Raw genomic sequence first — 20577 nt, 5'->3', positions numbered from 1 at the left:
TACTAGAGCATTTTTTTTAGTTTTATTTTAAGCCTACTAATCTTAACTCGAGCATTTACCTCAGAAATCCCTAATGTTTCAGCAATTTCTGAGTATTTCTTTTCTTCTAAATATAACAAGATTAGTGCTTTTTCTATTTCAGAAAAAGTATCTATTTTTTCATAGAGCCACTTGATTTGGAGTTCTCTAGTGTCGTCATATTCTTCATTTGCTTTTAAGTCCGATACCTTAGTGAATTCCTCTCCTTTAACTACTTTTTTGTCTTTGCGATATAAAGTAATGGCTGTATTTAGGCCAACACGGTACATCCAAGTCGTAAATTTGGAATTTCCTTTAAAACTAGGGTAAGACTTCCATAGCTGAATGCTTATCTCTTGAAAAAGATCCTTTTGGCTGGCTTCATCCTGAGCATAAATACGTGTAATTTTATGAATGATGTTTTGCTCTTTAGCTAGCAACTCCAAAAAATCTTTTTCGCTTATAGGCATTCAACTACGTATAATTTGTGGGACAAATAAAAAAAATGTTACAAAAAACGAAATGTTTTTTTTAATTAATTATACCTGCACAACTAATTCGAGCACCTGCTGCTCCGGAAGGTTGTGAGGTTAAATCATCAGCACCTTGATGAACAATGATCGCTTTTCCTAATAAATTTTTGTTTGGGTCATCGCAGCTAATACACCATAAATCGGTACTAAAAAATACCATCCCGTGACCTGTTTTATCTGCGTTAAAGTTTCCGATATCACCGCGATGATATCCTTCAGAAGCTCCCCAAGCTCCATGCGGTTGAAAGGTAGGATTCCAATGTCCTCCAGCAGATTTTCCATCTTCTGAACTACAATCTCCTTTTTCATGGATATGAATTGCATGTACTCCCTCATCCAATCCGTTGATGTGTGCTTCTAGCGAAACAACTCCATCTTTCTCGGTTAGAGTAACCATTCCTGTTGCAGTGCTACCACTTTTAGAATCCAAAGAGAGCATCATCTTTACTTCTCCTATTTCTTGGGTTTTGTGTGGGTTGTTATGAAGTGTATAACTTCTGTAAGCTTCTACTTTTGATTTTACCTCTCCTGGGGTTCCTTCAATTACTTCTACAGTTTCTAGTTTTTCACCATTTTCTTCTACAATCGTGGTTATGGTTGCTTCGTGGAGAATGTCGCTTATTTTTTTAGTTTCAACTGATATTTCTACTTGCTTTGTATCCTGTTTCTTTTTAGTTTCTTTACAAGAAACTAAAAGTGAAATACTTAAAAAGCTTAAAAGGATATATTTTGAAATTTTCATAGTGTTTTTTTTACTTCATAAAGTTATAAAAAAAAGCAGATTAAGGGGTATTATTTTAATAATCTATTTTGAGTATTAGTTCTGTTTTGTGAGAACAATTTGTTTTAAAATTTTTTAAAACCAAAAGACTATATTTACAATAAAAAATTGAGCGGTAAAACAGTATTGTTTATTGTAATGATTTCGTTACTTGGTTGTAAGACTATGTATAAAACACTCCCTTTTTCTGAAACACCAATCCCTGAAGTTCCAGATTATACAGATTCAAATAATTGGGCGGTATTACCCGGTCAATATCCAAATGAACTCATTTCAATAATAGGTAAATCAGAACCGAAAGAAGTAGATGTTTTTTTCATTTATCCAACCCTCTTGACAGATCGAAAAGACCCTGCTTGGAATGCTGATTTAAGTCGGGACGAACTTAGAAAAGACGTTCTTAGTAAGTCAATTAAATTCCAGGCTTCTAGCTGGGGTAAAGCGGGGAATATATATGCGCCTTTCTACAGGCAATCTCATTATAAAACTTACGTGCCTCCCTACGATATAGATGGACCTCCTTCTTGGCAGATCGCCTATTCTGATATAAAAAATGCATTTGAATATTATTTAAAGCATTATAATAAAGGCAAAGGAATTATTATCGCTGGTCATAGTCAAGGGAGTATCATGGCCAAGGAATTACTTAAAGATTATTTTGACGGGAAAGATATTCAAGAATTGTTAGTAGCAGCTTATTTACCGGGTGTTCGAGTGAAGGTAGGTGAACTTGGTACGATTAAAGCCATGACTAAACCAGATCAGATTGGTGGTTTTGTTAGCTGGAATAGTTATAAGAGAAAAAATTATCCTAAAACATACGATCAGTGGTACAAAGGTGGAATAACAACCAACCCCATAACCTGGGATGAGAGTATAACTACTTCTAGAACTAAACATTTAGGGACTTTGAATTCTGATGAAAAAATTTATAAAAATGCAATAGATATTAGAATTATTGATGGTTTAATATGGTCTTCTGTCCCTCGTATTCCTAAACGTTTTTTACTTTCTTTTATTAAAAGCTATCACTTTGCTGACGTAAATTTGTTCTGGAAAGATATTGAGGTGAATTCCCTTCTAAGAGCTGAAAAATGGAAACAAAAATACATTTCTAAATGAGCGTTAATCATATCCTTAGCGAAATCCAGTCGGAATGGTTGAACTCGTTAACTCAAAAAAAACATCCTTTTCGTTTTTTTGTTCTTGGAACCATACAATCTTCAAAGCCTGAACTTAGAACGGTGGTTCTTCGAGATTTTAATCCTTCTACTATGGAGTTTTCAATATACACCGATGAACGTTCTAATAAGGTTGAAGAATTAAAGGATAATGAAGAAGCATCTTTATTGTTTTACAATCCAGAGAATCTAACACAAGTCAGAGTTTCTTGTTCTCTTGTAATGCATGAAAAAAATGATTCATTATTTGAAGAACAAACACCTAGAGGTAAAAATGATTATACGACCCAATTAGCTCCAGGATCAAAAATAGAATCTCCAGACGCTGTTACATACCGTGATGAACATAACTTCTTATTAAAATTAGTATTTAAAGCTTCTAAAATAGAGTACCTTAAGTTGACAAGAACGAAACATATTAGGGCGGTTTTTAACGGTACTAATTCTGTTTGGAGCGGAGAATATATTACACCATAAAGCGTTTGATTAAATCTTTTTTGTAACTTTTGTTTTTAAAACTACTAGATGAAATCAAAAAACAATAACAAAAGTTCAAGAAGAGATTTTCTTAAAAAAAGTGTCCTTGCATCTTCAATCATGATCATCCCAAGACACGTTCTTGGCGGACAAGGTTTTATAGCACCTAGTGATCAGCTTAATATCGCTGGTATTGGTGTAGGAGGGAAAGGAAGAGGTGATATTATGAATGCCTCTGTGAATGGAAGAGAACGCGTTGTGGGGCTATGTGATATTGATCCAAGTGGATCTCATGGAGTAATCGATACCATCAATGATTTTCCAAAAGCAAATTTTTATACTGATTTTAGAAGACTTTTAGATTCTGAAAAGGATCTGGATGCAATTACGGTTTCTACTCCCGATCATACGCATGCTGTAATTGCTATGGAAGCAATGAATAGAGGTGTTCATGTATATGTCCAGAAACCATTAACTCACAACATAAAAGAAGCTCGTTTATTAACCGAAACAGCTCGTGCTAATAAAATAGTTTCCCAAATGGGAAATCAAGGGGCATCGAACCCAGATCAGTTAAAAGTTCAGGAATGGATTGATTCTGGTCTAATCGGTAAAGTTTCTGAAGTTAAGGTATGGACCAACAGACCAGTATGGCCCCAGGGAATCCCAAAACCAATTCCAACTCCTTTAGACAAACCTAAAGACTTAGCATGGGATTTGTGGTTGGGTCCTGCATCAGAAACTCCTTACACTTCATCGCTTCATCCATTTAATTGGAGAGGTTGGTGGGAATATGGAACTGGAGCACTAGGCGATATGGGATGCCATTTAATAGATGTTCCTTTTCGTGCTCTTGGACTACATTATCCAACTGCTGTCGAATGTAGTGTTGGTAGTGTTTATACTCAGATGTGGATTCCTGAACACCTTCCTGAGGGATGTCCGCCTTCTTCTTCGGTTACTATAAATTTTGATTCTACAGAAAAAAATAACACCCCATTAGTAATGACTTGGACAGATGGAGGAATACGACCTGCTCATCCAGACTTAATTCCTTCAACTGAGGATATTGGAGAGCCAGGTGGAGCAAATGGTGTTATGATGATCGGGGAACACGGTATCATAACTACTGGTGTGTATGGAAATCGTCCTAAATTGTTTAGAAAAGGGGAAGAAACGATAACCTACCAAAGACCTGAAGGAACTGTTCCAGAACATGGGCACCAATATGATTGGATCGACGCAGTAAAAGCAGGATTTAATAGTAAGGAGCATAAAGCATTAACATCTTCATTTGACTATTCCGGACCACTAACGGAAACGGTTTTGATGGGTAATATTGCAATTCGCAGTTATTTACTCAGAAATGAAAGTGGCAGAAATGCTGATTATTATGGACGTAAAAAATTACTTTGGGACGGAGATAATATGAAAATCACCAATTTATTAGATGCAAATCAATTCGTAGGTCGTGCGTATAGAAAGGGTTGGGAACTGTAATTTATAAGTATGAAAAATAAAACTATTTGGATTACAGGAGCGTCTTCTGGTATAGGTGCTGAACTTTCGAGACAATATGCTAAATCTGGAAACAGATTAATTTTATCATCACGAAGGTTAAAAGAGTTAGAAGCAGTTAAGGAAACATGTTCGAATCAAGAGCATATAAAAATTCTTCCACTAGATCTTAAGGATTTTAAATCAATGGATGATTCGGTAGAAAAAGCAATAGCTTTATTTGGTTCTATTGATTTGTTAATAAACAACGGAGGTGTAAGTCAACGTTCTTTAATAGCTGACACTAATTTTGAAGTTTACAAAGAATTAATAGATGTAAATTATCTGGGGACTGTTGCACTAACCAAAGCTTTATTACCCTTTTTTATAAAACAAGGCAGTGGTCATTTTGCTGTTGTTACCAGTGTTATGGGGAAATTTGGTTCGCCTTATAGATCAGGTTACTGTGGAGCTAAACATGCTTTACACGGATTTTTTGATGTTTTACGAATGGAACATCAAAAAGATAATATTGCGGTAACTATGATCTGTCCGGGTTTTGTTCAAACCAATGTAACCATAAACGCATTGACTGGAAACGGTGAGAAATTAAATCACGATGATCCAGGAACTAAAAATGGATTGGAGGTTTCTTATTTCTGTAAGAAAATGATACGTGCCATTAGTGCAAACAAATGGGAGGTTTCTTTTGGAAAAAAAGAAAAGTTAGGTGTTTTTGTAAAACGTTTTTCCCAAAAACTACTTCACTCAATTGTTTTGAGGTCTAATGTTCGTTAATTACAATTTAAAGATATTCTAATGGGAACCAAAAACAAAATACAACGTCGCGATTTATTAAAAACACTAGCTGTTGGTGCAGGCTCTGCTTTTCTTGGGTCAACAGCTTTTTCTAAACTAGAAGCTAATCAAGTTTCTGAAAAATTAAAAGGAAACATCAACCACACGGTATGTAAGTGGTGTTATCCCGATTTAAGTTTGGAGGAATTATGTCAAGTGGCAAATGAATTTGGTTTGGTCGGGATTGATTTAGTAGATCCTACTGGATGGAGCACTTTGAAAAAATACAACCTTATTTCGACGATGTGTGAGGGAGCGGAAATTAGTTTAACGGAAGGATTTAACAATCCAAAATATCACGATATATTAGTTGAAAATTACACAAAACACATTAAACTAGTAGCGGAAGCGGGATATACTAATTTGATTTGTTTCAGTGGAAATAGAGCTGGAATTGACGATGAAACTGGTCTTCAGAACTGTGTGGATGGTCTCAAGAAAATACTTCCCCTCGCCGAGCAACATGGTGTTATAATTCAAATGGAACTGTTTAACTCTAAAGTTGATCATCCCGATTATATGTGTGATAATACATCCTGGGGAATTGAACTCTGTAAGCGATTAAATTCTCCTAATTTTAAATTGCTTTATGATATCTATCATATGCAAATATCTGAAGGGGATATCATCAGAACGATAACTGATAATCACCACTATTTTGGACACTACCATACAGCGGGAGTTCCTGGAAGAAACGAAATTGATTCGACCCAAGAGCTAAATTATCCAGCGATCATGAAAGCAATATTAAAGACCGGGTATTCAGGTGCAGTTGCTCAAGAATTTATTCCTACAGCTGACAATCCCCTGGAGTCTTTGAAAGATTCAATTCTAATTTGTGATGTTTAACGAGTTCGTTTGTTTTTTATAGATTAAACTTTTTTTAGTTCTTATATTTGTAGAACTATTTTTTACATTATGAGATATTTAAACTTTACTCTAGTATTACTTTCATTTTTTATTATTTCTTGTGGGTCAGGAGGAAGCGGTCTAGATCCGCATCTTAATGAACAAGAACTTCAAGAAGTTCTCGAAATAAATCTTGTAGGTAAATGGAAAATAAAAAGACCATCAAGTTCTTCGAAAAATATTCTAGCAAATAATAGTTGTAATATCGTTCAAATTGAATTTTTAGAAAATCAAACCTATCTTTTAAATATCAGTTACCTGGAAAGTAGCTCGTCTGAATTAATAAATAAATTGTTTAAAGGAAAATACGACATCAAATTTTCGGAGTCTGATGGTGAAGTTGATATTGAACGTGTTGTTCTTATGGGAACCAATTATAATTCTTCTTCAGCTGTTCCTAGTCAAGGCTCTATTGCGACAATCACAGAAATTGTATTTGATGAAGAAGCGGATGATATCTCTTTTAATATTAAGTTAGAGACTGGAACTTCTGCAATCTGTAATATAGATTCTACCCTTTCTTTAGAAGGGGATAAAGAAGAACAGTTAGAGCCAAATGCCCCGAAGGACAGTAATCATATTAAAATTCAACAAGAATGGAGAGTAATTAATGTAAGTTCAACAGTTGAAAATAACGCAACAACTTTTGATGTTTGTAGTATATTTTTAGACGAGTACTATGATCGTTGCTACGAGGAGGAAACTGACTCTTTCAGTTCTAATTGTTCTCAACCAGACACGCTTACTTTATTGTTTTCGAGTTATGGTACTTATTTGTTTACTTATTACGATGCAGCAGGTCAGATCCTTTCGAGTGAGGAAGGGGAGTGGCGCTGGGTTTCAGGAACTACTGCTCCATACACCAACTTTCAAGTAAGATTTGAAGATGAATCATGGGATAATTCTAGTTTGATTGTTGTTGATGAATTATCAGAAACAACATTTTCAGTTCAACAAACTTCTACAGAGCAAAATGAAAATAATGAGGATGTAGTCGTAACAACAACTTATAATTTCCAGTTATCAAGTTTACCGTACTCAAGTTCTGATTGTCAAAATATATCCAATAAATAAAATTAAATATTTATTTAGTACTTAATTTACAGATTATTATACAATGAAATATAGTTTTAATGTTTTTGTGTTAAGTATTGTTTTTGTATTATTTCATAGTTGCTCTAATATAAATGGGGTTTCAATAGATGAGGTTTTTTTAATCAAGACAACACAAAAAAATAGTTATCATTTGGAGGATACACCCTATACGGGGCGTGTTTATGAATATTTTCCAGATACTGAAATTTTAAAACAAGAGTTTAATGTTTTGGATGGATTTCTTAGTGGATTATGCAATGAATATTATGTTGATGGAGTTCTTAAAAGTTCTATCAGTTATGAAAAAGGAATTCTAAATGGTCTGAGTCAAAAGTACTATCAAAACGGACAATTAAAAGAATCTGTAAATTACTCGCAAGGAAATTTTAACGGTAAAAGAATGGTATACTGGTCTAATGGTATTTTAAAAGAACTTAACACTTTTAAAAATGGCATTTTGGGAGGAGAGAATTTATATTATTATTCCGATGGTAAATTACGTAAAAGTTTACGTTTTGATCAGAATGGAAAGCGTAATGGTATTTGGGAAGATTTTCATCCCAATGGACAATTAAAAAATCAAATCATTTATTCCAACGGATCTATAGTTTCAAAATCTGATACCTATGATTTTCTTGGTAACATCATTAGGTAATACCAAGCTACTGACAAACCTCTGTGCTCAATACGGTATAAGCTCCTTGTGTTATGCTTATAGAATTATCAAGGTGACAAAATGTGTAACTTTTCCCTTTAGGAACATATACGGAGTAGTTTCTACAGTCACAGCCCTGATACATAAATAAAGCTCCATCACTTCCTCCTATAATTGTTGATTGTGTACAAGGGGTACAAGTAAGATCTATGTTTACAGAAACCGTATTACTATCTAGCAACCCATCATTTGCTTTATAAGTAAAACTATCCCCACCATTCATTACTCCGTTTTGAACGTAACTAAAAGTCCCCCCAGGATTTAGAACTAATGTTCCATAGGTTGGGGTAGAAACTACGGTAACAGTAAGTGCGTCTCCATCTGGATCTATATCGTTTAGTAGTACACTATTTCCACCATTCGTTAAAAGAGTTGCCGTTCCACCTAGTCCTATTGTAATATTATCCGGATAAGCAACAGGAGGGTCGTTTGTTGGGGTTACCGTTATGGAAACCAATACAGCAGCTCCATATCCTTTTCCATCAAAAGGTATATAAGTAAAGCTATCAGTAAAGTTTTCGGAACCGTTATGAATATAAGTAAAAGTTCCATTTGAATTTAAGGTTAAAGTCCCATTAACTGGACTTGTTTCTATTGAAGCAGTTAATAAAGCTTGATCTCCAACATCTGCATCAGTATCGTTTGATAAAACACTAGTTGACGCTGCAGTTGTTATTGTAGCGGTCCCACTTTCAAACAATGCTATACTTTCGGATACCCCAATGGGGAGGTTGTTTATGTAAATGGTAACCGTAGTAGTGTTTCCTATACTGAAGTTATCTCTAGGGGTATAAGTAAACACGTCTGTTGTTGTTGCGCTTCCATCATGAGTGTAAGTGAAAGTTCCGTCTGTAGATAAGTTTAAAGTACCGTTTATTGGGCTTAAAACTTCAATAGCAGTTATTGAATCACGTTCAGGATCATCATCGTTTGATAAAACTGAATTTGTGATACCATCATTTAAAACGTTAATTGTTCCTCCGTTTGTTACACTTATAAAATCTTCAACACCTGTAGGAGCATCATTAATTTGGGATATACTAACAGTGAACAAATCATCTACAGTACAATTAATACTCCCGTCCGATGACATTAGACTAACGTAAGTAGAACCATTTTGGTTTGGTAAATAATCTATTATTAAAGCTGTAGAGGTTATGCTTGTCGCAATGAGGCTAGAGTCACCAACAGCAGCTGTGTAGGTTAAAGTATCTTCTGGATCAACATCTGAGAATATATTAGTTAACGGGATGTATAAATCTGGATCATCTTCTGTTGCATTTACATCTGGAAGCGGGTTATCTAATGTAGGACAGTAATTCACAGGAGTAATTATTACGTTATAGGTAATGTCATAATCGCAGCCTCGACCATCATTTATATTAATCGTAGTTACCGCAGTTCCATGCATGTAGGCTACAGGAGTAAATTGAACTTCACCTGTAGCTTGATTTGTTATCGATGCATTTAATAAATTAGAGCTAGTTCCAGTAATTGTATACATCAATGCATTTCCATCATCGTCTGTAATATCTTCAGAAAATAATTTTGAAAAAGCACTATTTTCTTGAGTAGAGCGAGTACCCGGATCCGTATATATTGGACAATCGTTTACTTCTTGAATGGTAATATTTACTGTAACAGTATTTCCGTCTTGTCCCGAGATTTCAGAAGCTCTGTATTCAAATGTATCTGTAGTTGTTTCTGATCCATCATGTGTGTAAGTAAACGTACCTGTTGATGATAATACAAGAGTTCCGTTAGATACTTGAGTAACAAGCTGAGCTTCTAATGGATCACTTTCAGTATCGCTATCATTATCGAGTATTGATGTGTTAGACGATGTAGTTAATGTCACTGTTCCTCCTTCAAGTACAAATATTGAATCTGTAACGGTTACTGGAACATCATTGACAGCGGATACATTTAAAGCAAATTCATCTTGAACACTTGAACATCCATTTAAGTCATCTACATAAATTGTAACCGTTGCGGTCCCATTTTGATTAGGTATATAACTAATTGTTAACGTATTTGTGTCTAAAGTAACGGTAGCAAGAGCTGTATTCGAATTGGAGACTGTAAACGATAGTGTATTATTTTCTGCGTCCGTGAAATTATCAAGCAGATTAAATACATCATCCGATGCATCTTCATTAACTGATATATCTGCAATTGGTGATGAAACTTGTGGGCAGTCGTTTACTGGAGTAATGTTTATGGTAACACTCACTGAAGTCGTAGTAGTGCCGTCTGTTAATTCGTAATTGAATGTGTCTGTAGTAGTTTCTGACCCATCGTGGGTGTACACAAAAGTACCGTTTGATTGTAAAGGAAATGTACCCGAATTGTATAACGGTTGTGTAAAACTAGAAATAGATAAACTGTCACCTTCTGTGTCAGAATCATTAGCCAAGACTGTAGATGAAACAGTAGTCATAGTAGCTGTTCCTCCTTCAGCGACATTTATAATGTCAGGTCCGCCTACCGGTGTGTCGTTCTGTGGTACCACGTTAATTATAAAGCTTGTACTTGCAAGCGATGAACATTCTATTGAACTGTCTGTAGCGTATAGAATTATTGTGCTACTACCGGTCATATTATCTACATAGTCAATTGTGAGCGAAGTAGCTGAGGAAAGTGTAGCGGTTAATAAACTAGTATTTGTGTTACTTACAGTAAGTGTTATAGTATCTAGTTCTTCATCAGTGAATACAGAGGATACGTCCATATTAAGATCCGGATCGTCCTCCATGGCAGTAACATCTGCAATTGGATTTGTCGCTTCAGGACAATCATTAGTATGGGTAATTTGAATAGTAACGGTTGTGGTATTACCGAAATTTGATCCGTCATGTGGACGATAATAAAATACATCGGTTGTATTTGCATCTCCTGGGGTTTGCGTTCCATCATGTGTGTAGGAGAAAGTACCGTCATTATTAAATGTAAATCCACTTGATTTTGCTGGAGATGGAGTTATTGCTCCAAATCCAACACCCACAGTTAAACTAGCAACACCAGTTTCTATATCGGAATCATTTGCAAGTACTGTAGTTGAAATAGTGGTAGAAGTAACCGTTCCTCCTTCTGTTACATTAATGAGGTCAGCAACTCCAACGGGCAGGTCATCTGAAGAGTTAACGGTAACATTGAAGCTTTCTGAAACTAAGGATCCACAGCTTGAGTCGTTAGCAAAAATGGTAATAGTTGCAGTACCACTCATATTGTCGAAATAATCTAACGTAAGTGAAGTTGTATTTAAACTTGCGTCCAGTAAAGAAGGATTTGTATTTGTAACGGTATACGTTAAATTAAGAGTGTCTGGATCAGTAAATACGTTTGAGAAATCAATTACCAAATCAGGATCATCTTCAGTTGCAATCACATCATTTATTGGATTAGTAGCTGTTGGACAATCTGGAACTGGAGTAATGTTTATGGTGACAGAGACTGTATTTCCAGGAACGCTTCCATCAGTTGCATTGTAATAAAAAGTGTCGGTTGTAGTTTCAGAGCCGTCGTGGACATAAGTAAAAGATCCTGTTCCACTTGGAGCTAAAGTTAAAATACCATTTATAGTTGTAGTAACAGTAAACGTGCTAATAGCATCCCCATCTGGATCATAATCATTAGACAAAACAGAAGTTGCTCCTGAAGTTGTTGTAGTTGCAGTACCTCCTTCAGCAAGTGTTATAGAATCTGTTGCAGAAACTGGAGGATTTGTATTTGCTCTGAAACTCCCTACATAGATACCACGCCCAAAAGTAGCCGCTACGACCCTGTTGTCTAAGGCGCTTGTTCCGCGATAGTCCATATCAAGAACTGCTACATCACTCATTCCCTCATAGGCGAGAGTCCAAGTAGGGTTTGAATCAGTGAAATTTAATGTTTTCCATATCCCTAATTCAGTTCCAATGATAACTTCTTCTTCTTCAAATGGATTGTGCTGGATAGAGTATACAGGAATATCCGGTAAATCTCCTTCTTTGTCCAACCAACTTCCTGGACTAACACCTCCTGTAGAGGTATAAAAAACATTAGAAATTGTATTTCCGTAGTTGTAATACGTTACATATATTTCATCTTCAGTTTCTCCGAAATGAATGTCCGAAATACTACCAACTCCTGGTTTTTGAAGAATAACAGAGGCAGAAGAAGCTGTTTCAGCATCTGTTATTTTAATTATATTTCCATCTTTTGTTCCGACTAGTAAAGTTGAACTGTCCGTTGTATGTGGTGAAACTTCAAATGCAGTTGGTCTGGAACTTAATCCAGTTATAACTCTAGTTCCAGGAGGTGTGTTTGTTAAATTTGTAATTACTCTTATTCTATAATTTGTATCATTAAAAGATGTTCCATCGGAATAATAGGTATCTAGATTGGAATCTAAAGCACCAGGATTTATAAAGCTTCCCTCATTAGATGGAAGACTTAAAGCATTCGAAATGTCATAACTATTTGAATAATTCCCGCTCCCATTAAAACTAAGCCTTGTTATGGCATCGTTATAAGTATAATTAGAAATTGCATAATCACCACCGACCTGATCAAAAAATGTAGCGGCACCATCTCCTCCTGGATCGGTATCAACGCCAGCTGAAGGGGTTGCTCCAGGAGTTTCCATACGATAAGTACCATTGTCTTGAGTTCCTCCAAGTACCCAATCTTTAGAAAAACTAGGGGGGCTTTGAGCAACAGTATAAAATTGTGTAGTAATGTAGTTGCTCTCGGCTTCTACAAACCGTGGGTTGGTAGAAGCGTTAGCTAAATCGGAGCAAAATGCAACGCCCCCATCATTAACAACAATTGCCTTATTTGAATCACCCGGCTTAAAAAATAAGCCGTGCTGATCGGCGTGAACTTCAGATACCGTTAAACCAAATAAATTGTTATTGTTAGACCATTTTGTTAACTGAGACCAGTTGTTTCCTCCGTCAGATGATCTAAACCAGTCAATTCCTCCAACATAAACAATTGAATCATCATTAGGATCAACTTCAACTTCTAAGTCATAAAAGGATTGACCTCTAGTGAAATCATTTGCTGGAATTCCAGTGTCTGCATCGTCTGGTTCAGCAAGTTTTGTCAGGTTTACAAAGTTATCAGTTGTTTTATATATTTCTGCTTCATTATCTGCACTCATCAATACATAATGAGTGGCAGAATTTGTATGACTAGAAGCTATTTCCGTCCTTCCTATATTTGTGGGAGTACTATTGTATGTTGGAGAAACTCTAGTAAAATCTGTTCCATTATCACTATAAAAAAATCTTCCTCCATATTGATTAACTGAATTAGTCGTTGATAACCAAATCCTGTTGGTTCCCTCTTGTATTTCTATATCATTTATTTGTAATGGGAAACCGTCTGTAAGGTCCGAATCAGTTAGCTTAGCCCAAGTAACACCATTGTCTTGAGAACGATAAACCCCAGTTTCATATAGATCTTGTAAGGTGTTAATATCCATTCTTGAATTTACAGCATAGCCTAATGCTGCATAAATCCATTTATCGTTGTTTGGATCAGTTAAATCAGCATCATAAATTACAAGATCATTTATGAAAAAATAACCTTCAACCTGCCACCAATTATTACTATTATTCCATGTTGAAGAAACTATACCGGAACTGCTTCCAAAGACTTGAGTAAAATTTGCACCGCCATCTGTAGAGCGATAAATTCCGTTTCCGTTGACATCTCCTGAAGTATAGGATTCTCCAGTTCCAACAAAAATAAAGTCGTTATCATCAGGATCTTGCACTATATTTGAAACCGATAAATTTCCAAGAACACCGGTAACCTGAGTCCAACTAGGAACCGTTGGGTTGTCAATGTCTTCGTTAACCCATAGTCCTCCACTAATCCCACCCGCAATTACACGATCATAAGTAGGATTGTCGTTGAGGTCGAAAATTGCAGCTCGTGTTCTTCCAGCTTGATTGTTGGGTCCTATAGAACTCCAAGGTGTGTCTGAACTCTGCCCCGGAACAGCCTGACGCCTTACTTGAATAGATTTTTGATATTCAAGACGTCTAGATGTTTCTATTTTAGTTGCAATATCTTGTTTTCCCGTAAGAGGATCTATTGTTAAATCATAGATTTGTTCATAATACTTGTTGGGAGGAAGTCCCGCTTTAAAGCGTTCCTTCTTAGAAAGTTTATGAGTTTCTTTGTACGGACTATTTTCTAAAAAATGTTTATGTAATTGTTCAGGTGAATCTTTTTTTAGTATAAAAAAAGTAAATGAGCCAAAAACTAATGCAGTAAACAATAAATTTAATGACAGCCTGAAATTCATATTAATATAAATAGTTAGTAATATTACATCTTTATATTTTCAAATAAATCAAATTATAAAAAGTAATAAAGTCCTTGTTAAAATCGGTAAGAGAAAAAATAATCTATCCCAAAAGAGACTGAACTTTCATGGCTAATCCCATATCGCCTGAAATTTTTATTTTACCTCCCATAACAGCCATCATTGGGTTTAGATCACCATTTTTTAAATCAATCAAAACTTCTGCGGTAGTTGAAATAGTACAGTCTGCTTCGTTATCTTCTTGTGAAACAATATTTGTATTCCCATAACCATCCACGAAAACAATTAAGTCTCCGACTTCAAATTTTAAAGTTCCACCGATTGCATCAGCTCCTTCTGCTTTTTCTTTTAATTGTTCAAAAACTTCGTTACTCATTTTAATGTATTAATTGTATGTTATAAATAAATAATATTCCATAAATATAAAGATTTTAATCTATACTTATTGATACAGCAAGATTTTTAAATCCTCTAATTTAAATCACTGATTCTTTTTTGGAATTAAATTAGTCTATTCCGATTATTTTCTGAATTTTTTTAATTGAAAAACTAAGCATTTAAAAGTACCTTTGCATTATGAAAACACCATCTAAACTTACAAAGTGGCACATAATAAAACCTTGTGAAAGAGAATACCATTCCATTGCTCAATTAGCAAAAAAATATGATTGTAGTCCGAGTGCAGTCAAACGTATGTTATATAAAAATAAAAAAGCATATGATGCTTTCTTAACACATGCTCCAGATCCAAGTGTTTTGAAACCTTTCGAGGATAAAGCAAAAAACTAGAAATTGTTTAGCAGTTTTTTTAAAAACTTAAAAGACTTTGGATACGGTGCATAACGGGTAGGAAGATCAATTAACAACGATTTCTTAACAAAAGGTTTATAATGTGTAAAAGTGTCAAAACTATATTTCCCGTGATATGCTCCTACACCACTATGACCAACTCCTCCAAAAGGAAGTTCATCATTTGAAAACTGAATCATAGTATCATTAGATACTCCCCCTCCAAAAGAATATTCTGTTTGCATTTTTTTAATAAAAGATTTTCTTTTGCTGAAAACATAGAAACCTAGTGGTTTTTCATAACGGCTTATTATTGGTTTAATTTCTTCTTCATTTTCATAGGAAAGAATTGGGAGGATAGGTCCAAAATTCTCTTCTTTCATAATAGCGCTATCTAAATCTGGCTGCTTGATTAACGTAGGTTCTATATATAGATCTTCTTCGTTGGTTGTTCCACCATGCACTACTTTAGTGTCTTCTATTTTTTCTTTTAAATACAGAAAATGTTTTTTATTTATGATTCGACCATAGCTAAAAGATTTTTGAGGATCCTCCCCAAAAGATTTTTTAATTTCTTTAGCCATGGCTTGGGTCAGTTCATTTACTTTAGATTTATGTACTAATAAATAATCGGGGGCAATACAAGTTTGACCGCAGTTTACATATTTGCCCCAAACAATTCTTCTTGCACTTAATGCTATTGGTGCTGTTTCATCTACAACACACGGATTTTTACCTCCCAATTCTAGAGTGTATGGCGTTAAGTTTTCTGCAGCTGCTTTTGCAACGATTTTACCAACATTAGTGCTTCCCGTAAAAAACACATAATCCCATCGAAGGCTCAATAAATTAGCGGAGGTTTGAGCATCACCTTGTATAACACATACATGTTCTGGCTTGAAGGCTTCCTGAATAATATCATTTACAATACCACTTGTGAAATGTGCATATTCAGAAGGTTTCAAAACAACTGTATTTCCGGCTGCTACTGCACCGATTACGGTGTTTAACGCAAGTTGAAATGGATAATTCCAAGGACTTATATGAAGCGTACATCCAAAAGGTTCTGGAATTAAATAATCTTTAGTAGGGTAGTTTAAAATTGACCCAGAAACTCGTTTTGTTTTAGTCCATGAATTTAGATTGCTAAGTGTTGTTTTAATTTCTTTTTTCACAAAAAACACTTCCGTTATGAAAGCTTCATACTCTGATTTTTTTAAATCTAGAAATAAAGCTTCATAAATTTCATTCTCTTTATACTCAATTACTTGAAGTAATTTTTTTAAGCTTGCTCGTCTAAAAGAAACATCTTTGGTTGTATTAGTTTCAAAAAATGCTCTTTGCTTTGAATGGAGTATGTCTGGTTTCATTATATGTTTTGATAGATTTTAAATATACCATAATTTATTTGTTTTCTATATTGGGTTTATATTTTCAATAATTCAAATGGAATATTAAAGCCATTGGATCGGAAATTATATTGTTATATTTACGAGTATTAATAAATGAATATGAAAACATTACAGGTTGCTCTTGCACAAATTTCTCCTGTTTGGTTGAATAAGCAAAAAACCCTAGAAAAAATAAAAGATGCCATACTCGAGGCTGCTGCATCTAAAGCGCAATTAGTTGTTTTCGGTGAGGGTCTGTTGCCAGGATACCCATTTTGGCTCGCCCTAACAGAGGGGGCACAGTGGGATTTAAAAATAAACAAGGTATTGCATGCACATTATGCTCAAAATGCAGTAAATATTGAAGAGGGTGATTTACAGGAACTTTGTGTTTTAGCAAAGGAAAATAAAATTGCAATTTATGTTGGAGTAATTGAAAGAGCTACAAATAGGGGAGGCCATAGTTTATATTGTTCTCTAGTTTACATCAACGAGTTTGGTGTAATTTGTAGTGTTCACCGTAAACTACAACCAACCTATGATGAGCGTCTAACCTGGGCACCTGGCGATGGCAATGGATTGCAAGTTCATCCTTTAGAAGGTTTTACAATTGGCGGATTAAACTGCTGGGAGAATTGGATGCCACTTCCTCGTGCCGCATTATATGGAATGGGAGAAAATGTTCATTGTGCTGTTTGGCCGGGTAGCGACCATAACACAAAAGATATCACCCGATTTATTGCAAGAGAAAGTAGGTCTTATGTAATTTCAGTAAGTTCAACCATGAATAAAAATGATTTCCCTCTAGACACTCCCTATATAGACGAAATTTTAACCGCTGCTCCTGAGCAACTAGCCAATGGTGGATCTTGTATCGCTAATCCAGATGGGACTTGGTTGCTTGAGCCACAAATTAATACAGAAGGTGTTTTTTTTGGATCAATTCAATTGAATAGGATCTATGAAGAGCGTCAAAATTTTGATCCCGTGGGACATTATTCTAGACCCGATGTTACCCAATTACACCTCAACCGAGAACGTCAATCTACAATTAAAATAAAAGACTAATCGATAATCAATTTATATATTTACTTTAAATTATTTTATTAAAAATTCAAAATGAAATCTATTTTTTATAAACCATTATATTCTTTAATTTTTGGAATAACAATTTCCATATTATCAACTGCCTGTGTTTCTAATTCGAAGAATCAAACCAATCAAAGTGCTAAAGTTTTCCCAAGTGATGTCCTTCCTTTTTTGGATGAATGGAAAATTCTTTTAGGGGACGGAACTTATGTAGATTCACTTGTAAAGTTTGACAAAAAAGATTTTTTCTACGTAGAAAATCAAAACGGAGTGGATTGGGTAGTTTATAAAACACCAAATTCAGGAATAACGTCACGAAATTCAAAAAACACAAGGACTGAACTAGGGCAATTAAAAAAATGGATACCCGAGACAGGAGGGAAGCTGACCGGAACTTTAAAAGTTCAACATGTTTCTACCTCAGGGGATGCTCGAGTAGCCGCTTCTTATTCTGTTGTTGTTGGGCAAATACACAGTGATGAAGGTCATGAGAATGAGCCCTTGAAGATTTTTTATAAAAAATTTCCAGGTCATAAAAAAGGATCTATTTTTTGGAATTACGAAATCAATACTGCTGGATCTAATTCGGGAAGATGGGATTTTTCTACAGCCGTTTGGGGATATGATATGTCTGTAGTAGGGCCAAGCTCTAATGTGTATCCGGAAGAGCCGGAAGAGGGTATAGAGCTAGGAGAGGAGTTTAGTTATGAAGTAAACGTTTATCAGGGAATGATGTATTTAACTTTCGAAAGCACTAACCATGAAACAAAAACATTTTCAAAAAACTTGCTTAAGTCGGATTTCTCTAATAAATCCGATATGCCGGAGCAAGTTCGTGTTTTATATGCTCCAATAAACCGAGATGGTGTCGAAAGAGAAACTGCATATGCAGGGGAAGTTCAATATTTTAAACAAGGTGCTTACAACCAAACCAATGGTAAGAAACCAGAAGATAATATTGTTTGGAGTACCGATTCAGAAACTTTTGATGGAGATATATCAAAGCAATATGCAAATGGATGCTATACAGAGGTTTGGTTCAAAGAAGGCTCGCTTGGTCCAGGAACCTCTCCGGATACTGAATAGCTTCTTAAAAAGAAATATTAAATCCTTTTAAATTATATACGTAACTGATTAATCTGAGTGTCGTATTTTTTAAAACGATCGACTAAACATCTTTAGAGAGTCAATATGATTTTAGCTATCAGTAGATTTAATATAAAAGCAAACTCCACAAGCTGTACTCCGTTGGAAGATTTGATGGCTTAGAATACCCCTTTCCTAAGATGAAATAAGAAGTAAATGAAGCACACCTAGAAGTCCACAAAGTATAGAAAGCAAATGAATTAGTTGAAGTAATTAACTTAAAAGCTATATATAAAAATAAAACCTTGATGTTATTCTATACAATATTCATCTCCAACAGCGTATTGATTAAATACTTCTAATGATACATTAACTTGACCTGCAACTGTGTTTTCATCAACAAATCCACTCCTATCAATGAAATAGTATTCTCCATTTTGGGATGCTTTTTCACGAATGATTAAGCATTCATCTTTTTTCTCACAACCAACAAGAATTGAAGTGAATAAGAGTAAACAGATTACTTTTTCCATTTTTTTATTGATTATAAATTATGTTTAAATTCTTGAAGTAATAGAATTAAAAACTATATTTCTTTAGATATAAGTTGGTTAAGTCAGTTGAGATTTTTTTTATCCCATCATATAGGTAAAATGGAAAAGGTAAAGCTACCAAAATACTTCCTGCTATATTAAGTGCCCATATAGTAGGTTCTGTGAAATCAATTAATTCATTTAAACTTAACACACCAGCTCCTAAGCCGATAAATATTATCCCATTCTGTTTTATCTTCTTAATTTTATCCATTTTTATTAATTTTAAATCGCAACCTAAATATACTAAATCTAATTTATAAAGTTGTTCTATTACCGCCTATGATTTAGTTTCAATCTAGTTTGTTCACTTTTAACCTAGACCTTTAAACAATTTTTTTAAAATTATAGAGTATTGAACACAATATAGGTTTGTTTAAATGACAGGTATATTCTCTTTAGTAAGTTAAGAAGTTAGATAGTGAGTAAATGAGGTAAAATGATTTACAAAAAGATCTGCTAAAAAAGAAACCAGCCCTATAAAGAGCTGGTTTTTAGTGACCTCGGCAGGATTCAAACCTGCAACCTCTTGAGCCGTAATTAAGAGGTAATATAGCTAATCCCTTTAGTAGAAAGACAATATCCTATAAACAGTAGCCTAATCATTACTTAAGTGTATTGTAGTTAGCTTAGAAGCTGTAACCGTACCTGTAACCTTAGTAACCTTCTCTAGTAGCTCTTTCATAAATATAATAATTAATACTGTTTAATCATACCGATTAGATTATCAGCCCATCTTTTTATCCCTTTACTTTTTTTAAGCTTCTTTTCCTTATGCTGTTTTCCAGAATTCTTGTAGAATAAAGTCTCTATACCCATTGCTATCTTAACGCTTGATAACGCGTTATTCTCCTGCTCCATTTTAATTCTCTTAAGGATAACCCACTCTCCATCTATCTCTACGTCTGCAAAAATTTGTATAGCACCTAATAAACCATTTATATTGGTCTTGATACTCTTAGGCATCTCATCAGTAGGAGTGTATCTGTAGTGGAATGTAGTCTTATATCGGTCTACAGTGTAGTAAGCATCATTTGATATTTTTAAAGTTGAAATCTGAGCTGAAGCAGTGAAGCTTATAGCCAGTAATAATAGTGTGATTGTATTTTTCATATTGTAAAATTAAGTTATTTTTTTATTTATTCTGGAACTGCATTGCTACTGTTCTATACTTAAAGTAGTTTATATTATTAAGTAAGATACGTTGTGCATTATTATTAGAAGGTGATTGACTACGTTACTC

Annotated in this window: 18 protein-coding genes; 10 read left to right on the top strand and 8 right to left on the bottom strand. The window is 34.6% G+C overall.

Features of this window, described 5'->3' with window-relative positions:
- Positions 1 to 2 precede the first annotated feature (2 nt).
- The gene (locus tag NG655_RS06955) at positions 3 to 488 is read right to left on the bottom strand and encodes an RNA polymerase sigma factor (RefSeq protein WP_252158601.1); all 486 of its coding nucleotides are present in this window, start codon (positions 486 to 488) and stop codon (positions 3 to 5) included.
- Positions 489 to 549: 61 nt separating this feature from the next.
- Entirely contained in the window at positions 550 to 1293 is a 744-nt protein-coding gene (locus NG655_RS09455) for a superoxide dismutase family protein (protein ID WP_336511176.1), read from the bottom strand.
- Positions 1294 to 1497: 204 nt separating this feature from the next.
- Here NG655_RS09455 and NG655_RS06945 point away from each other — a divergent pair, with 204 nt between their 5' ends.
- The 7 genes from NG655_RS06945 (at position 1498) to NG655_RS06915 (ending at position 8004) form a co-directional block, all read left to right on the top strand.
- A complete protein-coding gene (locus NG655_RS06945; protein WP_252158600.1) occupies positions 1498 to 2454 on the top strand; it encodes a DUF3089 domain-containing protein in 957 nt (318 codons plus the stop codon).
- A complete protein-coding gene (locus NG655_RS06940) occupies positions 2451 to 2990 on the top strand; it encodes a PNPOx family protein (RefSeq protein ID WP_252158599.1) in 540 nt (179 codons plus the stop codon). The genes NG655_RS06945 and NG655_RS06940 overlap by 4 nt, the downstream gene beginning before the upstream one ends.
- 48 nt (positions 2991 to 3038) lie before the next feature.
- Complete coding sequence (locus NG655_RS06935) at positions 3039 to 4490, top strand: Gfo/Idh/MocA family protein (protein WP_252158598.1); 1452 nt, start codon at positions 3039 to 3041, stop codon at positions 4488 to 4490.
- 9 nt (positions 4491 to 4499) lie between these two features.
- Positions 4500 to 5285 carry an SDR family oxidoreductase gene (locus NG655_RS06930; RefSeq protein WP_336511175.1) on the top strand — a complete coding sequence of 262 codons (786 nt, stop codon included), beginning with the start codon at positions 4500 to 4502 and terminating at the stop codon, positions 5283 to 5285.
- Between the two features lie 21 nt (positions 5286 to 5306).
- On the top strand, positions 5307 to 6194 hold the full coding sequence (locus NG655_RS06925; RefSeq protein WP_252158597.1) for a hydroxypyruvate isomerase family protein: 888 nt from the start codon (positions 5307 to 5309) through the stop codon (positions 6192 to 6194).
- Positions 6195 to 6263: 69 nt separating this feature from the next.
- Entirely contained in the window at positions 6264 to 7328 is a 1065-nt protein-coding gene (locus NG655_RS06920; protein ID WP_252158596.1) for a hypothetical protein, read from the top strand.
- A gap of 43 nt (positions 7329 to 7371) precedes the next feature.
- Entirely contained in the window at positions 7372 to 8004 is a 633-nt protein-coding gene (locus NG655_RS06915) for a toxin-antitoxin system YwqK family antitoxin (protein WP_252158595.1), read from the top strand.
- Between the two features lie 7 nt (positions 8005 to 8011).
- Here NG655_RS06915 and NG655_RS06910 read toward each other — a convergent pair whose 3' ends face one another.
- Positions 8012 to 14365, bottom strand: a complete 6354-nt coding sequence (locus tag NG655_RS06910) for an Ig-like domain-containing protein (protein WP_252158594.1) — start codon at positions 14363 to 14365, stop codon at positions 8012 to 8014.
- A gap of 103 nt (positions 14366 to 14468) precedes the next feature.
- Positions 14469 to 14762 (bottom strand): SCP2 sterol-binding domain-containing protein, encoded by a 294-nt coding sequence (locus NG655_RS06905; RefSeq protein ID WP_252158593.1) that lies wholly within the window; start codon positions 14760 to 14762, stop codon positions 14469 to 14471.
- Between the two features lie 200 nt (positions 14763 to 14962).
- Here NG655_RS06905 and NG655_RS06900 point away from each other — a divergent pair, with 200 nt between their 5' ends.
- The gene (locus NG655_RS06900; RefSeq protein ID WP_252158592.1) at positions 14963 to 15175 is read left to right on the top strand and encodes a hypothetical protein; all 213 of its coding nucleotides are present in this window, start codon (positions 14963 to 14965) and stop codon (positions 15173 to 15175) included.
- Here the strand turns inward: NG655_RS06900 and NG655_RS06895 are convergent.
- On the bottom strand, positions 15172 to 16545 hold the full coding sequence (locus NG655_RS06895; protein WP_252158591.1) for an aldehyde dehydrogenase: 1374 nt from the start codon (positions 16543 to 16545) through the stop codon (positions 15172 to 15174). The genes NG655_RS06900 and NG655_RS06895 overlap by 4 nt on opposite strands.
- Positions 16546 to 16680: 135 nt before the next feature.
- Between NG655_RS06895 and NG655_RS06890 the strand changes: the two genes are divergently transcribed.
- Entirely contained in the window at positions 16681 to 17634 is a 954-nt protein-coding gene (locus NG655_RS06890) for a carbon-nitrogen hydrolase family protein (protein WP_252158590.1), read from the top strand.
- 51 nt (positions 17635 to 17685) lie between these two features.
- Positions 17686 to 18741, top strand: coding sequence for a polysaccharide lyase family 7 protein (locus NG655_RS06885; protein ID WP_252158589.1), 1056 nt, complete (start codon positions 17686 to 17688; stop codon positions 18739 to 18741).
- A gap of 311 nt (positions 18742 to 19052) precedes the next feature.
- Here the strand turns inward: NG655_RS06885 and NG655_RS06880 are convergent, their stop codons facing one another.
- The 3 genes from NG655_RS06880 to NG655_RS06870 all read right to left on the bottom strand — a co-directional run bounded on the left by NG655_RS06880 (position 19053) and on the right by NG655_RS06870 (position 20447).
- Positions 19053 to 19274 (bottom strand): hypothetical protein, encoded by a 222-nt coding sequence (locus NG655_RS06880; RefSeq protein WP_252158588.1) that lies wholly within the window; start codon positions 19272 to 19274, stop codon positions 19053 to 19055.
- A 46-nt stretch (positions 19275 to 19320) separates the two neighbouring features.
- On the bottom strand, positions 19321 to 19548 hold the full coding sequence (locus tag NG655_RS06875) for a hypothetical protein (protein ID WP_252158587.1): 228 nt from the start codon (positions 19546 to 19548) through the stop codon (positions 19321 to 19323).
- 482 nt (positions 19549 to 20030) lie between these two features.
- Positions 20031 to 20447, bottom strand: coding sequence for a hypothetical protein (locus tag NG655_RS06870; RefSeq protein ID WP_252158586.1), 417 nt, complete (start codon positions 20445 to 20447; stop codon positions 20031 to 20033).
- Positions 20448 to 20577 lie beyond the last annotated feature (130 nt).

Source organism: Candidatus Arcticimaribacter forsetii (assembly GCF_910589745.1).
In the GTDB taxonomy this organism is placed as follows: Bacteria; Bacteroidota; Bacteroidia; order Flavobacteriales; family Flavobacteriaceae; genus Arcticimaribacter; species Arcticimaribacter forsetii.
This window is presented reverse-complemented; position numbering and strand designations above follow the sequence as displayed.

What these genes read in the sequence shown, in the direction of transcription:
- NG655_RS06875 (WP_252158587.1), bottom strand. Translation starts at nt 19,548, where the DNA reads ATGGATAAAATTAAGAAGATAAAACAGAATGGGATAATATTTATCGGC.
- NG655_RS06915 (WP_252158595.1), top strand. Translation starts at nt 7,372, where the DNA reads ATGAAATATAGTTTTAATGTTTTTGTGTTAAGTATTGTTTTTGTATTA.
- NG655_RS09455 (WP_336511176.1), bottom strand. Translation starts at nt 1,293, where the DNA reads ATGAAAATTTCAAAATATATCCTTTTAAGCTTTTTAAGTATTTCACTT.
- NG655_RS06890 (WP_252158590.1), top strand. Translation starts at nt 16,681, where the DNA reads ATGAATATGAAAACATTACAGGTTGCTCTTGCACAAATTTCTCCTGTT.
- NG655_RS06900 (WP_252158592.1), top strand. Translation starts at nt 14,963, where the DNA reads ATGAAAACACCATCTAAACTTACAAAGTGGCACATAATAAAACCTTGT.
- NG655_RS06910 (WP_252158594.1), bottom strand. Translation starts at nt 14,365, where the DNA reads ATGAATTTCAGGCTGTCATTAAATTTATTGTTTACTGCATTAGTTTTT.
- NG655_RS06940 (WP_252158599.1), top strand. Translation starts at nt 2,451, where the DNA reads ATGAGCGTTAATCATATCCTTAGCGAAATCCAGTCGGAATGGTTGAAC.
- NG655_RS06935 (WP_252158598.1), top strand. Translation starts at nt 3,039, where the DNA reads ATGAAATCAAAAAACAATAACAAAAGTTCAAGAAGAGATTTTCTTAAA.
- NG655_RS06925 (WP_252158597.1), top strand. Translation starts at nt 5,307, where the DNA reads ATGGGAACCAAAAACAAAATACAACGTCGCGATTTATTAAAAACACTA.
- NG655_RS06930 (WP_336511175.1), top strand. Translation starts at nt 4,500, where the DNA reads ATGAAAAATAAAACTATTTGGATTACAGGAGCGTCTTCTGGTATAGGT.
- NG655_RS06885 (WP_252158589.1), top strand. Translation starts at nt 17,686, where the DNA reads ATGAAATCTATTTTTTATAAACCATTATATTCTTTAATTTTTGGAATA.
- NG655_RS06880 (WP_252158588.1), bottom strand. Translation starts at nt 19,274, where the DNA reads ATGGAAAAAGTAATCTGTTTACTCTTATTCACTTCAATTCTTGTTGGT.
- NG655_RS06920 (WP_252158596.1), top strand. Translation starts at nt 6,264, where the DNA reads ATGAGATATTTAAACTTTACTCTAGTATTACTTTCATTTTTTATTATT.
- NG655_RS06955 (WP_252158601.1), bottom strand. Translation starts at nt 488, where the DNA reads ATGCCTATAAGCGAAAAAGATTTTTTGGAGTTGCTAGCTAAAGAGCAA.
- NG655_RS06870 (WP_252158586.1), bottom strand. Translation starts at nt 20,447, where the DNA reads ATGAAAAATACAATCACACTATTATTACTGGCTATAAGCTTCACTGCT.
- NG655_RS06945 (WP_252158600.1), top strand. Translation starts at nt 1,498, where the DNA reads ATGTATAAAACACTCCCTTTTTCTGAAACACCAATCCCTGAAGTTCCA.
- NG655_RS06905 (WP_252158593.1), bottom strand. Translation starts at nt 14,762, where the DNA reads ATGAGTAACGAAGTTTTTGAACAATTAAAAGAAAAAGCAGAAGGAGCT.
- NG655_RS06895 (WP_252158591.1), bottom strand. Translation starts at nt 16,545, where the DNA reads ATGAAACCAGACATACTCCATTCAAAGCAAAGAGCATTTTTTGAAACT.